The following is a 15,607-nucleotide window of genomic DNA, read 5'->3' as shown; positions in this document are numbered from 1 at the left end:
AGGGTCACGCCCCTGCCTTGGTGACGCCGACAGTGGAGTCGGGCAGGCCTTGTTCGGGGATGTCGATGCTGTCGTCGGACTCGTGGAATTCGAGCTGGCGGCGGCGGTTGGCGATGATGCCTTCGGGGCGGAAGCGCATGAGGACCACGAGCGCGATGCCGAAGGCGAAGAGCTGGTACTCCTTCAGGAAGCCGAGCTTCTCGGGGAGGAGGTACAGCAGGGTGGCGCCGAGGATGGGGCCGTTGACCGTGCCCATGCCGCCGAGGACGACCGCGGCCAGCAGGAAGGCCGAGTTGGGCGGTACGGAGCCGGCGAACTGGTACGGGGCCGGGTTGACGCTGTAGCCGACGTGGGCGCTGACCGTGCCGGCGAGGCCGGCGAGGGAGGCGCCGAGGGCGAAGGCGATGAGTTTGACGCGGAAGCCGTTGATGCCCATGGCGGTCGCGGCGGTCTCGTCCTCGCGGATGGCGATCCAGGAGCGGCCGATACGGGAGTCGGCGGCGCGGTTGAAGACGACCACGACGATGCCGGTGATGATCAGCATCAGCAGGAAGTAGTTCGCGAAGCGGCCGAGGGTGATCGAGCCGATGTCGTGCGAGTTCCCGAGGTTGAACCCGAAGATGTCGAGGTCCGGGATCATCGAGATGCCGTTGGGGCCGTTGGTCAGGTTCGGTCCGGAGGAGCCGTCGAGGTTGTTGACGGAGATGCGGAAGATCTCTCCGAAGCCGAGGGTGACGATGGCGAGGTAGTCGCCGCGCAGTCGCAGGGTGGGGGCGCCGATGAGGACGCCGAAGACGAGCGACGCGGCCATGCCAGTGAGCATGGCGGCCCAGAAGGGGAATTGGACGCCGGAGAAGCGGGAGAACTCGGAGCCGGAGACGAGTGCCGCGGCATAGGCGCCGACGCCGAGGAAGGCGACGTATCCGAGGTCGAGGAGTCCGGTGAGGCCGACGACGATGTTGAGGCCGAGGGCGACGGTGGCGACGACGAGGATGTTCACGCCGAGGTTGGCGTTGTGCTCGTTGTTCTCGACGAAGGGGAAGACCGCCGCGGCGAGGAACGCCATGGAGGTGGCGAATCCCTTGTGGCGGGCGTTGAGTGTGGCGAACCGGTCGAAGAGTCCGGCGGCTTGGAGTGCCCAGGTGCCGAAGATGACGAGCAGCAGGTAGCCGATGAAGGTCTCGCTGGCGTCGGGGTCGACGCCGATGCCGTACGTGAAGACGATCAGGGCGACGGCGGTGGCGCCGGTGATGACGAGGCGCTCGGCCCAGCCGGGGAGCTTCTGGGCCGCGGGGATGCGGTCGGGCTTGCTGACCCAGTCCTTGAAGGTGTCGCCGGGGCTCGGGAGAGCGAGGGCGCCGACGAGGGCGATCAGGGAGCCGATGGCGGTGACGTAGGCGCCGGGGTCGAGGGCGACGAGGCCCTTGAGGTCGACCGCGATGGCGATGGCGCTGAACCAGCTGACGGCGAACGCGGAGGCGGCGGCGAGGACGACGGGCGCGGTGGCGCCTGCCGGGTTGAGCCAGCGCAGGCCGCGGACGCCGAAGAGGGTGAGCGCGAAGAGCAGGGTGATCGCGCCGGCGACGAGGTCGAGGATCTGGAGGCCGGCCGGGGAGCCGTAATAGGTGAGGTCCCCGGGGAAGTCGGCCGTGTAGGTCCACGACATGAACGTGCTGGCGATGGTGGCGACGGCGCCGACGGCGACGAGGGCGCGCGCGGCGGTCTGGGGGAGTGCGATCAGGCCGCGCGCGGGGGCGGTGATCTCGGCGGTGTTCTCGGTGGTTGCCATGGTGTTCACGCCCTGTCCGCGACGCGTTCGCCGACCAGGCCTTGTGGCCTGAACAGCAGTACGAGGATGAGGAGGACGAAGGCCCAGACGGAGGACCAGCCGCCGCCGCCGAGCTGCTGCATGCCGGGGATGCCGTCGATGTAGGAGGTGGCCATCGTTTCGGCGAGGCCGAGGACGAGGCCGCCGATCATGGCGCCGTAGATGTTGCCGATGCCGCCGAGGACGGCCGCGGTGAAGGCCTTGAGGCCCATCTGGAAGCCCATGTTGTACTGGATCGAGCCGTAGCGCAGGCCGTAGGAGACGGCGGCGACGGCGGCGAAGAAGCCGCCGATGGCGAAGGCGATCACGATGATCTTGTTGGTGTCGATGCCCATGAGCTGGGCGGTGTCAGGGTCCTGGGCGGTGGCCTGCATGGCGCGGCCGGTGCGGGACATGCTGACGAAGAGGGCGAGGGCCGCCATACAGAGGGGGGCGGCGACGATGACGAAGAGGGAGCCGCTGCTGATGCTGATGGACCCGATGTGCCAGGGTCCGGCATCGATCTGAGGGAAGTTGCGGTCCGTCTTGGCGTTCGGGTACCAGTTGAAGACGGCCTGCTGGAGCGCGAGGGAGAGGCCGATGGCGGTGATGAGGGGTGCCAGGCGTGGCGCGCCGCGCAGTGGTCGGTAGGCGAACCGTTCCGCCCCGACGGCGATGAGGACGGCGACGAGTCCGCCGCCGATGAGCATCGCCGGGAGGGCTATCCACATGGATGTGCCGTCGGGCAGGACGTAGAGGTAGACCGTGAGTGCGCCGAAGCCTCCGGTCATGAAGATCTCGCCGTGGGCGAAGTTGATGAGCTGGACGATGCCGTACACCATCGTGTAGCCGATGGCGATCAGCCCGTACATCGAGCCGAGGAACAGCCCGTTGGCCAGCTGCTGCGGCAGGGTGTTCACCGCATGGCCTCCATGTGGGTGGGGAGAGTGAACGGGGGTATATGGGACGGGCCGCGCGGTGACGTGTGGTCTTGGCCGCGCGGCCCTGGGGTGTAGCTAGCGGCGGATCTCGGATCAGCTGGGATCAGCTGGAGTTAGCTGGAATCAGCCGAGCTCAGCTGGGATCGGATCGGATCAGCCGTTGAACGTACCGCTCTTGACGGCCTTCCACTTGCCGGCGACGACCTGGTAGACGGTGAGCTGCTTGTTGGTGGTGTCGCCGTACTCGTCGAAGGAGACGGGGCCGGCGATGCCCTCGAACTTCGTCTTCTGGACCTCGTCCACGATCTTGGCGCGGGCGCCGTCGGGGATCTTGCCGTCCTTCACGACGTTGGCGATCGCCTTGATGATGGCGGTCGCGGCGTCGTAGGAGTAGCCGCCGTAGGTGCCGTAGTCGCCCTTGAGGCCGGAGGCCTTGTACTTCTTGATGAAGTCCGCGGCGGAGGGCAGGGAGTCGACGGGCTGGCCGACGGAGGTGGCCAGGTCACCCTCGGAGGTCTTGCCGGCGGTCTGGATGTAGGTGTCGCTGAACATGCCGTCACCGCCGAACAGCGGGACCTTGACGCCGCCGTCCTTGAGCTGCTTGGTGAGCTTCTCCGACTCGTCGTACTGGCCGCCGTAGTAGACCAGGTCGGCCTTGGAGTTCTTGATCTTGGTGACGAGGGCGGAGAAGTCGGTGTCGCCGGTGTTGACGTGGTCCTCGCCGGCGACCTTGCCGCCGTTCTTGGTGAAGCCGGCCTTGAACAGCTTGGCCAGGCCCGCGCCGTAGGTCTGCTTGTCGTCGACGACGAAGACGTTCTTCTTCTTGAGCGTGCTGGACGCGTACTCGGCCGCGAAGCCGCCCTGGAGGGCGTCGGTGGTGGCCGTGCGGAAGTACGTCTTGAACGGGCGCGACTTCGAGGTCTGCCAGTTCTTGCCCTGGGTGAGCTCGGGCGCCGTGTTGGAGGGCGAGATCTCGACCAGGTTGGCGGTCGCGAAGACCTGCTGCATCTGCGTGGCCACACCGGAGTTCAGCGGGCCGACGACGCCGAGGACCTTCTCGTTGTTGACGAGAGCGGTGGCGTTCTGCTGGCCGCTGGCCGGGATCGCCTTGTCGTCGAGCGCCTGGACCTTGAAGGTCACGCCGGGGACGGTGTTGTTCTTGTTGGCGTCGTCGACGGCGATCTGTACGCCGCCCTGGATGCCAAGGCCGGTTGCGGAGTTCTGACCGGTCAGCGGAGCGTCAACGCCGATGATGATCTCGGTCTTGCTGCTGCTGCTCTTGTCCCCGCTGTTGTCACGCGAACCGCAGGCGGTCAGCGTGAGTGCTCCGGTGGTGAGCACGGAGGTGAGTATGACCAAAGAACGCTGTCGCACGTTGAATCCTCTCCCTGGCGCAGCAGCTCTGCTGAGCTGCCGTGTGTCTCGCCGGGCCGTACTGGGTGAAACCGAGCCGTGCTGCAGACGCGCCCGGCGGCGCGGTGACTGGCCGTGACTCTAAGCCTGTCTGTGGGCCCGGGCATCGCCGTGGGCTGGCTTGTGACTTTCTTGTTATGACGTGCCGGTTGATGGGCTTCAGGGATGGGTATTCTCAGCCGATTTGGCGGAAATTCTTCTCGTTCCACATGTTGAGAATCCGCACTTCCGGTTGCGCGTGGGGGAAGGTCGCCGTCGGACGCCGTCGCAGGTCGCGCGGAGGAGCCGGGAGAGGTCGCGGGAGTACGGGCCGTCGCAGATGGAACTCGGATGCCGTATTGCGTGCGTGTTACGCAGCGTTACGTCGAGAAAAGGAACTCGGAGTTCGGCCGGCGTGCACGGTATAGGGCGCATGAGGTGCGGTGCGGGCGCGCAGTCTCGTGAAGGCGCGTGAAGTCGCATGAAAAGGGTACTGAGTTGCTGCTGATTTCCGATAACTCCGGCGTATTGGAGTGCGGTTGCGGCGGGCGGGGGCGTGCGGGTGGGTGCGCGTGCGTGCGGAAGGTGTGTGGGGGGTCGGGGCCGGGGCGGAGGTATCCGTCCTCGGTCAGGCGCGGAATCGGTCGGTCCCAGAGGGGGCCGGTGTTGACGCGCCGGCCGCTGCGGGCGGACTCCTCCGCCCCGTCCCCTGCCCGCCGTACCCGACTGCCGCTGAGTAGGGGGCAGTTGTCTCCTGCCCCCTTGCTCGCCGTACGCGACTGGTGGTGAGTGGGGGCAGGCGCCTGGGGCCCTTGCTCGCCGTACGCCGGTGCCGGTGAGTGGTGGGTGGGGCGGGGCTGGTCCTGGAGGCGGGTGTCAGGCCTGGCGTACGTGGTCGGCGTCGGTGGGGTTGACGTCGCGGAGGAGGCAGGTGAGGCGGGCGGTGCAGACGCGCTTGTCGTTCTCGTCGGTGATGACGATCTCGTACGTCGCTGTCGTGCGCCCGCGGTGTACGGGGGTGGCCACGCCGGTGACGAGGCCGGAGCGGGCGCCGCGGTGGTGGGTGCAGTTCAGGTCGACGCCGACGGCGATCTTGGAGCTGCCGCCGTGGAGCATGGCGCCGACCGAGCCGAGGGTCTCCGCGAGGACGGCGGAGGCGCCGCCGTGCAGGAGGCCGTACGGCTGGGTGTTGCCCTCCACCGGCATGGTGCCGACGACCCGGTCCGCGGAGGCCTCGATGATCTGCACGCCCATGCGAGTGCCGAGGTGGCCTGCCGAGAAGAGGGCGGGCAGGTCGACGCCGAGTGCGGCGTACTCGTCGATGACCTCTTGCGGGAACTTCACTTGACTCTGCTCGCCCATGGGGGCCGGCTCCGATCGTCGTCGATCTCTCTTGCTGACTGGCTGAGCAAACGCTCAGTCGGTGGCCGATTGTTCCAGACGGACCACGACGGACTTGCTGGCCGGGGTGTTGCTGGTGTCCGCGGTGGCGTCGAGCGGGACGAGGACGTTGGTCTCCGGGTAGTAGGCGGCGGCGCAGCCGCGGGCGGTCGGGTAGTGCACGACGCGGAAGCCCGCGGCGCGCCGCTCCATGCCGTCCTGCCATTCGCTGACGAGGTCGACGTACGAGCCGTCGGTGACGTTCAGCGCGCGGGCGTCCTCGGGGTTGACGAGGACCACTCGGCGGCCGTTCTTGATGCCCCTGTAGCGGTCGTCGAGGCCGTAGATGGTGGTGTTGTACTGGTCGTGCGAGCGCAGGGTCTGCAGGAGCAGGCGGCCTTCGGGGAGCTTCGGGTACTCGACGGGCGCGGCGGTGAAGTTGGCCTTGCCGGTGGCCGTGGGGAAGCGGCGTTCGTCGCGGGGGGCGTGGGGGAGGGTGAAGCCTGCGGGGTCGGCCACGCGCGCGTTGAAGTCGTCGAAGCCGGGGATCACGCGCGCTATGCGGTCGCGGATCGTGGCGTAGTCCTTCTCGAACTCCTCCCAGGGGGTGCGGGAGGCGTCGCCGAGCACGCGGCGGGCGAGGCGGCAGACGATGGCCGGCTCGGACAGGAGGTGCTCGCTCGCGGGCTTCAGGCGGCCGCGTGAGGCGTGGACCATGCCCATGGAGTCCTCGACGGTCACGAACTGTTCGCCGCTGCCCTGGAGGTCGCGCTCGGTCCGTCCGAGGGTGGGCAGGATCAGGGCGCGGGCTCCGGTGACGACGTGGGAGCGGTTGAGCTTGGTCGAGACGTGCACCGTGAGGCGGGCGCGGCGCATGGCGGCCTCGGTGACTTCGGTGTCGGGGGAGGCGGAGACGAAGTTGCCGCCCATGGCGAAGAAGACCTTCGCGTCGCCGTCCCGCAGGGCGCGGATGGCCCGTACGACGTCATAGCCGTGCTCGCGGGGCGGGGCGAAGCCGAACTCCTTCTCCAGGGCGTCCAGGAAGGCCGGGGCGGGGCGTTCGAAGATGCCCATGGTGCGGTCGCCCTGCACGTTCGAGTGGCCGCGGACCGGGCAGACGCCCGCGCCGGGCCGGCCGATGTTGCCGCGCAGCAGCAGGAAGTTGACGACTTCGCGGATCGTGGGCACGGAGTGCTTGTGCTGGGTGAGGCCCATGGCCCAGCAGACGATGGTGCGCCGGGAGGACAGGACGAGGCGGAGGGTCTCGTCGATCTCCTCGCGGGTGAGGCCCGTGGCGGTGAGGGTCTCGTCCCAGTCGGCGGCGCGGGCGGTGGCCGCGAACTCCTCGAAGCCGTGGGTGTGCTCGGCGATGAAGTCCTCGTCGAGGGCGCCCTCGGTCTCCAGGACGAGCTTGTTCAGGAGGCGGAAGAGGGCCTGGTCGCCGCCCAGGCGGATCTGCAGGAACAGGTCGGTGAGGGCGGCGCCCTTGAGCATGCCCTGGGGGGTCTGCGGGTTCTTGAAGCGGGCCAGGCCCGCTTCGGGCAGCGGGTTGACGCTGATGATCTTCGCGCCGTTGGCCTTGGCCTTCTCCAGGGCGGAGAGCATGCGTGGGTGGTTGGTGCCGGGGTTCTGCCCGGCGACGATGATCAGGTCCGCCTTGTAGAGGTCCTCGAGCAGGACGCTGCCCTTGCCGATGCCGATGGTCTCGGAGAGCGCGGAGCCCGAGGACTCGTGGCACATGTTCGAACAGTCCGGCAGGTTGTTCGTGCCGAGTTCGCGGGCGAAGAGCTGGTAGAGGAACGCGGCCTCGTTGCTCGTGCGTCCCGAGGTGTAGAAGAGGGCCTCGTCGGGGGAGCCGAGGGCGGCGAGCTCCTCGGCGACGATGTCGAAGGCGCGCTCCCAGGAGACCGGCTCGTAGTGGTCGGCGCCCTCGGGCAGGTACATGGGGTGGGTGAGGCGGCCCTGCTGGCCGAGCCAGTAGCCGCTGCGGCCGTGCAGGTCGGTGACCGGGTGCGCGGCGAAGAAGTCCGGGGTGACCCGGCGCAGGGTGGCCTCCTCGGCGACCGCCTTCGCGCCGTTCTCGCAGAACTCCGCCGCGTGCCGGTGCTCCGGCTCGGGCCAGGCACAGCCCGGGCAGTCGAAGCCGTCCTTCTGATTGACGCGCAGGAGGGTCAGCGCGGTGCGCTTCACCCCCATCTGCTGCTGGGCGATGCGCAGGGTGTGCCCGATGGCGGGCAGCCCGGCCGCGGCACGCTTCGGCTCGGCGACCTGCGGCGCGTCCTGGACCGGATCGCTCTTGGGTGGCTTGCTGGCCATCGGGGGACCCCCTCGCATGCACGTATGAAGTACGTGGGCGATCCTCCCACGCGCCAGTGACGACGACGGCGGCCGGTCCCGGGAGGTCCGCACTGTCAGTGGGGCGTGCGAGGATCGGGGGCGTGGCAGAAACAGCATCGAAGAAGACCGAGAAAACCGCAGGTGCGGGCCGTCCGCGGCTGATGCTCATGGATGGGCACTCGCTGGCGTACCGCGCGTTCTTCGCGCTGCCCGCGGAGAATTTCACGACCGCGACGGGTCAGCCGACGAACGCGATCTATGGTTTCGCGTCGATGCTGGCGAACACGCTGCGCGACGAGGCGCCCACGCATTTCGCGGTGGCGTTCGACGTCTCGCGCAAGACGTGGCGCTCCGAGGAGTTCACGGAGTACAAGGCGAACCGTTCGAAGACCCCGGACGAGTTCAAGGGGCAGGTCGAGCTGATCGGCGAGCTGCTGGACGCGATGCACGCGCAGCGGTTCGCGGTCGACGGCTTCGAGGCCGACGACATCATCGCGACGCTCGCCACGCAGGCCGAGGCCGAGGGCTTCGAGGTCCTGATCGTCACCGGAGACCGCGACTCCTTCCAGCTGGTGTCCGAGCACACGACGGTCCTGTACCCGACGAAGGGCGTCTCCGAGCTGACCCGCTTCACTCCGGAGAAGGTCGTCGAGAAGTACGGGTTGACGCCGGCGCAGTACCCCGACTTCGCGGCGCTGCGCGGCGACCCGTCGGACAACCTGCCGGGCATCCCCGGCGTCGGCGAGAAGACGGCCGCGAAGTGGATCAACCAGTTCGGTTCGTTCGCGGACCTCGTCGAGCGCGTCGACGAGGTCAAGGGCAAGGCCGGGCAGAACCTCCGCGACCACCTGGAGGCGGTGAAGCTCAACCGCCGTCTCACGGAGATGGTGAAGGACGTCGAGCTCCCGAAGACGGTCACCGACCTGGAGCGCGCGGCGTACGACCGTACGGCGGTCGTGATGGTCCTGGACACCCTGGAGATCCGTAACCCCTCCCTGCGTGAGCGGCTTTTCGCCGTCGACCCCGGGACGGCGGAGGCCGAGGCGGCCGCTCCGGTCGTCGAGGGTGTCGAGCTGGACGGGGCCGTGCTGGGTGCGGGTGAGCTGAAGCCGTGGCTTGCCGAGCACGACGGCAAGGCGGTCCTGGGTCTGGCCACCGTCGACACCTGGGCGCTGGGTTCGGGCTCGGTGGCCGAGGTCGCGCTCGCCGCGGCGGACGGGGCGGCGGCGTGGTTCGACCCCTCGCGGCTGGACGAGGCCGACGAGAACGCGTTCGCGAAGTGGCTCGCCGACCCGAAGAAGCCCAAGGTGCTGCACAACGCCAAGGGTGCGATGCGGGTCTTCGCCGAGCACGGGTGGACGATCGAGGGCGTGTCCATGGACACCGCGCTCGCCGCGTATCTGGTGAAGCCGGGCCGTCGCTCCTTCGCGCTGGACGCGCTGTCCCTGGAGTATCTGGGCCGGGAGCTGGGGCCCGCCGCCGCGGCCGACGGTCAGCTGGCCTTCGGCGCGGACGACCAGGCCGAGGCCGAGGCGCTGATGGTGCAGGCCCGCACGATCCTCGACCTGGGCGAGGCGTTCGGCGAGAAGCTGGCGGAGGTCGGCGCGGCCGAGCTGCTGCGCGACATGGAGCTGCCCACGTCGGCGCTGCTGGCCCGGCTGGAGCGGCACGGCATCGCGGCGGACCGGGCGCACCTGGAAGCCATGGAGCAGATGTTCGCCGGAGCCGTGCAGCAGGCGGTGAAGGAGGCCCACGCCTCCGTCGGGCACGAGTTCAACCTCGGCTCGCCCAAGCAGCTCCAGGAGGTCTTCTTCGGCGAGCTGGACCTGCCCAAGACGAAGAAGACGAAGACCGGTTACACGACGGACGCGGACGCGCTGGCCTGGCTGGCCACGCAGACCGACCACGAGCTGCCGGTCATCATGCTTCGCCACCGTGAGCAGGCCAGGCTGCGGGTGACGGTCGAGGGCCTGATCAAGACGATCGCCGCGGACGGCCGCATCCACACCACGTTCAACCAGACGGTGGCCGCGACGGGCCGGCTCTCGTCGGTGGACCCGAACCTGCAGAACATCCCGGTCCGTACGGAGGAGGGTCGCGCGATCCGCCGCGGCTTCGTGGTCGGCGAGGGCTTCGAGTCCCTCATGACGGCCGACTACAGCCAGATCGAACTGCGCGTGATGGCCCATCTGTCCGAGGACGAGGGCCTGTTGGAGGCGTTCACGTCGGGCGAGGACCTGCACACGACGGTGGCGTCGCAGGTGTTCTCGGTCGAGCGTTCGGCGGTCGACGCGGAGATGCGCCGCAAGATCAAGGCGATGTCGTACGGCCTCGCCTACGGGCTGTCGGCGTTCGGTCTCTCCCAGCAGCTGAACATCGACGCGGGTGAGGCGCGTGCGTTGATGGACACGTACTTCGAGCGTTTCGGCGGGGTGCGGGACTATCTGCGCCGGGTGGTCGACGAGGCCCGCGCCACGGGCTACACGGCGACGCTCTTCGGGCGCCGCCGCTATCTGCCCGACCTCAACAGCGACAACCGGCAGCGTCGCGAGGCCGCCGAGCGCATGGCGCTCAACGCCCCCATCCAGGGCACGGCCGCGGACATCGTCAAGATCGCGATGCTGAACGTGGACCGGGCGCTGCGCGAGGCCGAGCTCAAGTCCCGCATGCTCCTCCAGGTCCACGACGAAATCGTCCTGGAGATCGCCCCTGGAGAGCGCGCGAAGACCGAGGAACTCGTCCGCCGCGAGATGGCGTCCGCCGTTCATCTCCGGGCGCCCCTCGACGTGTCCGTCGGGGCGGGCCCCGACTGGGAATCCGCAGCGCACTAGCCTCCGGCGAACGAGACCCTGCAACCCCGGCCCGGGTTTCCGGCCCTGGAACCCCGGCCCGGGTTCCCGGCCCAGGACCCCGGGTTCCCGGCCCAGGACCCAGGGTCCGGGTCCTGGCCTCGGGCCCGGTCCCCGGCCTCGCTCCCCGGGCCCCGGCCTCGGGCCTCGCGCTTCGGGCTCCGGTTCCGGCCTCGGGCCCCGGCCTCGGGCCTCGGGCCTCGCGCTCCGGGCTCCGGTTCCGGCCTCGGGCGTCGGCCCCGGGCCGGGCCGGGCCCCGGCCTCGGTCCCGGCGTCGAGCTCGGTCCTGGCCCCGGCCTCGCGCCCCGGGCCCCGACGCCGGGCCGGTTCGGTCCCGGGTGGCGCTGGTCGTGGCCCCGCCCGCTCCCGGCGTCGGGTGCCCTTCGGGCGGCTTGCGCGCCGGTGTGGACAGCTGCCCCACCCCGCTAGGGGAAGCCACCACCCACAGGGCACCCCCCTCGCAGCCGCTTGCGGCGCAAGCCGCCCCGCGCTCCGCCCGCAGGGAGAGTCGTCCCCGCGCTCCGCTGTGCGTGCCGTCCGCTGGGGATGTCTGCCTCAGCCCGGTCGTGCGAGCCGCCCGCAGGGAAAGTCGCCCTGCGCTCCGCTGTGCGTGCCGTCCGCTGGGGATGTCTGCCTCAGCCCGGTCGTGCGAGCCGCCCGCAGGGAAAGTCGTTCCCGCGCTCCGCCTTGCGTGCCGCCCGCGGGGAAAGTCGTCCCCCGCCCCGTCTTGCGAGCCGCCCGCAGGGTGAAGTCCTTGCGTTGGCTGCCCGTAGGGCATGAGCCCGGTGGGCCGGAGGCGCGGGGGAGGTGGGGTCCGCTCAACCCCCGGAGGGAACCGTCACTCGCGTGGCCCTCGCAAAGACGCCCCCCATGCAAGGGGACCGTAAGGATGCGGGCATGGGTACAAGCATGCTCAACCGTCGCACGGCCTTGGCCACAGCCGTCGTCTCGGCGCTGCTCGCGCCGGTACCCGCGGTGGCCGCGAGTGCCAGCACCGCCCAGGTGCCCGCGGCCTGCCGCTCCACCCGCAACCCCGAGCTCGCCGCCCGGATGTCCCGCGACATCAGGACGGCGCTGTCGTCACGCCAGGGCACCGTCGCCGTGGCGGTGCGCGACGACAACAGCGACCTGACCTGCGCCCTCGCGAGCGAGCGTCAGTACGACTCGGCGAGCGTCGCCAAGCTCACGATCATGGAGGCCACCCTGCACCGCGCGGACGAGCTGGGCCGCACCCTCACGAACTGGGAGCTCGCCAACGTACGCCCCATGATCACCATCTCGGACAACACCGCGGCCCAGCATCTGTGGAACGACCTGGGCCGCACCTGCCTCGGCCGTTTCCTGGACCGTGTCGGAACGCGCCGCACCGAGCTCGGCCCGGCCGGCTACTGGGGCCTGACCCGCACCACGGCCGCCGACCAGATGCGGCTGCTGGGCGTGCTCACAGGCGCCAGTTCCTTCCTGAAGAGCCGCGCCTACGGCCTGAAACTGCTCAGCCAGGTCCGCCGCGACCAGCGCTGGGGTGTCCCCGCCGGCATGCCGCGCGGCCTGCAGGCGCACATCAAGAACGGCTGGCTGCCCCGGTCCACCCACGGCTGGCGCGTCCACAGCGTCGGCGTGTTCACCGGCTCCGACCGCACCTACCGCATCGTCGTCCTGTCGCACGACAACCCGACGATGACGTACGGGGTCCGCACCATCGAGCGCATCGCCAGGGCCGTCCACCGCGGCCTCAACCGCGGGCGCGGCGCCGTCGAGGGCTCCACTGCGCAGAACAGCATCAGCGAGGTGTCGGACGGTTCGGCGCCGAGCAAGCCGGTGCCGGGCTGGGACGAGCCGGAGCGGGACGCCACACCCTGACCCCGACGGCGTACAGCGCGAGACCGAGCACGAGACCCGCGCCCGCGCCGAAACAGAGCGCCGGGATCAACTCCCAGGGCTTCACGCGGACGCCCCAGTAGGCCCACCAGCGTGAAGCCCGCTGCACGGCGCCCACCAGCCCGCAGCCGCCGATGACGGCGGCCGCCAGCCACCGGTCGGACCGCGACAGCACCGGCACCCCCACCGGTTCGGCCGAGGGCGCCCGGCGCAGCGCGACGGTCACGAAGGCCACGATCACGACGGCCCCCACCAGCGAACTGCCGTACTGCGCGTAGGTGAACACCGGCGTGCCGTCGGCGTTCCGCGACAGGACGGGGACCAGCCGTACTCCCCACCGGTCGTGGTGCGTGAACGCGTCCCACACGACGTGTGTCAGCGCGCCGAGCACCGCGGAGCCGTACCACCACAGCGCCGCCGAGGAGCGCACCTGCCCGCGCGATGTCCCGCAGCGCAGCAGAGCCGCGGGGCGGCCCTGACGGGCCCGTGGCAGCAGCGCCACCAACGGTTCGCGCACGACCAGCCAGGCACCCACCAACGCCCAGGCGACGAGGACGTCGAAGGTGAGGACACCGGTGAAGGAGTGCGTGAAGTCGCCGAACTCCATTGCTCCGGGGACCACGCTCGCCGCGTAGTAGGTCATGTCGGGGGCGAAGGAACCGGCCACGAGTGCCGCGGGCGCGAGGCGGCCGCGGCCGCTTCCGTCGCCACGCACGGCGGGCAGTACGGCCGCCGCGTGGCTGAGGGTGAAGGGCAAAGCGTCCCCCTGTGGCAGACGGCGGTCTGACATGTCGGCCCCGGTGATCTCCGACGCCCAGTATGAGGGACGTAGGAAAATGACCGCGGGCTCCACCCTTGGGTGCGTGTTCTCTCGGACAACCCCGCATGGCCAACCGGTGAAAATCGGGCACGAACGGGTGCCGGGGCGACGGAAGTTGTCGTAGGGTCGCCTGGGTCACTGAGCCAGCGAACGCGCGGTGCGCGGGCGGTCGTCCACGGGAGGGGTTCACTCAATGGCGGCGCATTTCGGCAGACTGCGCAAGGGAGCGACGACCACCGCCGTGGCCGCGGTCGCGGTCGCGGCCCTGTCCGCTTCCCAGGCACCCGGAGTGACCACCGACGACCTCGGCAGACAGGCCGCCGGCGCCGCCCAGCCATCGGGGGACGCGAACACCGGCGGCGCAGGCGGCGGCGCGACCGGCGACTCGCCGTACTACACCGACCTTCCGCCGCTGAAGAGCCCCAACCCGAGCCCGTCGGCGAGCCCGGCCACCGGCACGCCCGTCTCCGTGGGCGAGGCCGAGGCCGGCATACCCGCGACCGTCCTCGACGCCTACAAGAAGGCCGAGGCCGAGCTGCGCGCCTCCAAGCCGGGCTGCAACCTGCCCTGGCAACTCCTCGCCGCCATCGGCAAGGTCGAGTCCGGCCAGGCCCGCGGCGGCCGGGTCGACGCGAGCGGCACGACGTACTCGCCGATCCTCGGCCCCAAGCTCGACGGCAACGGCTTCGCTCTGATCGCCGACACCGACAACGGCGCCTACGACGGCGACCCGGCCTACGACCGGGCCGTGGGCCCCATGCAGTTCATCCCCTCCACCTGGGCGTGGGCGGGCCGCGACGGCAACGGCGACGGCAAGAAGGACCCCAACAACGTCTACGACGCGGCGCTCGCGGCCGGCCACTACCTGTGCCGGTTCGACCGGGACCTGTCCGTGCAGTCGCAGATGAACGCCGCGATCCTGAACTACAACAACTCGACGGCGTACCTCAACACGGTTCTGTCGTGGCTGGAGTACTACCGCAAGGGCACCCACGAGGTCCCGGACGGCACCGGCACCCTGCCCTCGAACAGCAGCAACAGCCACCCCGGGGCGAGCCCCAGCCCGTCCACGCCCGCGCCCTCGACGCCGAGCACACCGAGCACACCGGGTACCTCCAAGCCGGGCACGCCCAAGCCGGGCAGCGGCGGCTCGACGAGCCCCACCCCGAAGCCGCCCGCGCCCAGTTCGCCCGCACCGAGCCCGACGCCTCCCACGCCCACCCAGACGGTGGACCATCTGGAGGACGCGAACACCGGGAAGCTCACGGCGACGGCGGGCAGCGCCTTCGGTGCCAAGGTCGCCGTGCGGGCCGAGTCCAAGGCGAGCAAGGGCGTGGCGAAGATCCGGGTGCGGTTCACGATCATCGGCGACACGGACGCCACCTTCACCGGCGGCGAGAGCGTCGCCACCGTCGTCACCGGCAGCACGGGCACGGCCACCGCGCCCGCACTCGTGGCGGGGGAGAAGACCGGCGACTTCACCGTCCGCGCCACCGTCGTGGGCCGCGTCCTGGGCGGCCTCGACTACACGGCCACCGTCACCCCGCGCCAGGCCGACACCCTCACCCGCACCAGCGACACCGCGCTGACCTGCGTGCCGGGCGGCGAGTTCGCCGACCAGGTCGAGCTGAAGGCCACCTACAAGGGTGCCGTCGCGGGCAAGGTCGCGGCGACCGCGACGCTCATCAAGTCGGCGGACGACGCGACGGAGAACGACAAGGGCCCGTACTTCAAGGACGCGGACGGCAAGACGATCCGCACCCTCACGGACCTCACGACGGACGCCGACGGCGTGCTCAAGCTCCCCAAGCTGTACGCGGACGACGCGACCGGCACGTTCCTGCTCCGCGTCAACACCACGGGCGGCGCGGTACTGACGGTCGAGCTGAAGGTCGCCGCGGCCGCCTCGTAGGCCGTACGCGCGTCCAGGGCGCCCCTTCGCCTGTCGGCGGAGGGGCGCCCTCGTTCGTGTGCGCAATGTGTTCTCATCTCGCCCCGCCGTTGCTACGGTGCCGGATCTGACGAGGTATCAGTTCCCGATCCGCCGTCCCCACGGGAGGCCCCGCATGCGCGCCCTCATCGCCGCCGCGACCGGTCTCGCCGTGGCGTTCGCCCTGGTGCTCACGATCACGGCCATGGGCTCACCGGCAGGCAGGACCTCGCCCAAGCCGCTGCTGACGACCGTGCCCGCGCACCCGTAGCG

The 15,607-nt window shown here is 70.3% G+C and carries 10 protein-coding genes; 4 read left to right on the top strand and 6 right to left on the bottom strand.

Annotation, left to right across the window (positions count from 1 at the left end; genetic code table 11):
- Positions 1–4 precede the first annotated feature (4 nt).
- The 5 genes from ACFZDJ_RS01395 to ACFZDJ_RS01375 form a co-directional block, all read right to left on the bottom strand.
- Positions 5–1,789, bottom strand: coding sequence for a branched-chain amino acid ABC transporter permease (locus ACFZDJ_RS01395; protein WP_390928253.1), 1,785 nt, complete (start codon positions 1,787–1,789; stop codon positions 5–7).
- Between the two features lie 5 nt (positions 1,790–1,794).
- Positions 1,795–2,727 (bottom strand): branched-chain amino acid ABC transporter permease, encoded by a 933-nt coding sequence (locus ACFZDJ_RS01390; RefSeq protein ID WP_075026312.1) that lies wholly within the window; start codon positions 2,725–2,727, stop codon positions 1,795–1,797.
- A gap of 174 nt (positions 2,728–2,901) precedes the next feature.
- Positions 2,902–4,122, bottom strand: coding sequence for a branched-chain amino acid ABC transporter substrate-binding protein (locus tag ACFZDJ_RS01385; protein WP_384905956.1), 1,221 nt, complete (start codon positions 4,120–4,122; stop codon positions 2,902–2,904).
- Positions 4,123–5,016: 894 nt separating this feature from the next.
- A complete protein-coding gene (locus ACFZDJ_RS01380; RefSeq protein ID WP_391055285.1) occupies positions 5,017–5,502 on the bottom strand; it encodes a hotdog fold thioesterase in 486 nt (161 codons plus the stop codon).
- A 54-nt stretch (positions 5,503–5,556) separates the two neighbouring features.
- A complete protein-coding gene (locus ACFZDJ_RS01375; protein ID WP_390928257.1) occupies positions 5,557–7,836 on the bottom strand; it encodes an FdhF/YdeP family oxidoreductase in 2,280 nt (759 codons plus the stop codon).
- 122 nt (positions 7,837–7,958) lie between these two features.
- Between ACFZDJ_RS01375 and polA the strand changes: the two genes are divergently transcribed.
- Both polA and ACFZDJ_RS01365 read left to right on the top strand, forming a co-directional pair.
- A complete protein-coding gene (gene polA / locus ACFZDJ_RS01370; RefSeq protein WP_168508117.1) occupies positions 7,959–10,688 on the top strand; it encodes a DNA polymerase I in 2,730 nt (909 codons plus the stop codon).
- Positions 10,689–11,603: 915 nt separating this feature from the next.
- Complete coding sequence (locus ACFZDJ_RS01365; protein ID WP_391055281.1) at positions 11,604–12,566, top strand: serine hydrolase; 963 nt, start codon at positions 11,604–11,606, stop codon at positions 12,564–12,566.
- Here the strand turns inward: ACFZDJ_RS01365 and ACFZDJ_RS01360 are convergent.
- Positions 12,487–13,341 (bottom strand): DUF4184 family protein, encoded by an 855-nt coding sequence (locus ACFZDJ_RS01360; RefSeq protein ID WP_391056791.1) that lies wholly within the window; start codon positions 13,339–13,341, stop codon positions 12,487–12,489. The genes ACFZDJ_RS01365 and ACFZDJ_RS01360 overlap by 80 nt on opposite strands.
- A 256-nt stretch (positions 13,342–13,597) precedes the next feature.
- Here ACFZDJ_RS01360 and ACFZDJ_RS01355 point away from each other — a divergent pair, with 256 nt between their 5' ends.
- Positions 13,598–15,316 carry a lytic murein transglycosylase gene (locus ACFZDJ_RS01355; RefSeq protein ID WP_391055278.1) on the top strand — a complete coding sequence of 573 codons (1,719 nt, stop codon included), beginning with the start codon at positions 13,598–13,600 and terminating at the stop codon, positions 15,314–15,316.
- A 154-nt stretch (positions 15,317–15,470) separates the two neighbouring features.
- The gene (locus ACFZDJ_RS01350; RefSeq protein WP_107469484.1) at positions 15,471–15,605 is read left to right on the top strand and encodes an SPW_0924 family protein; all 135 of its coding nucleotides are present in this window, start codon (positions 15,471–15,473) and stop codon (positions 15,603–15,605) included.
- Positions 15,606–15,607 lie beyond the last annotated feature (2 nt).

Source organism: Streptomyces sp. NPDC007896, from assembly GCF_042959425.1.
GTDB lineage: Bacteria > Actinomycetota > Actinomycetes > Streptomycetales > Streptomycetaceae > Streptomyces.
This window is presented reverse-complemented; position numbering and strand designations above follow the sequence as displayed.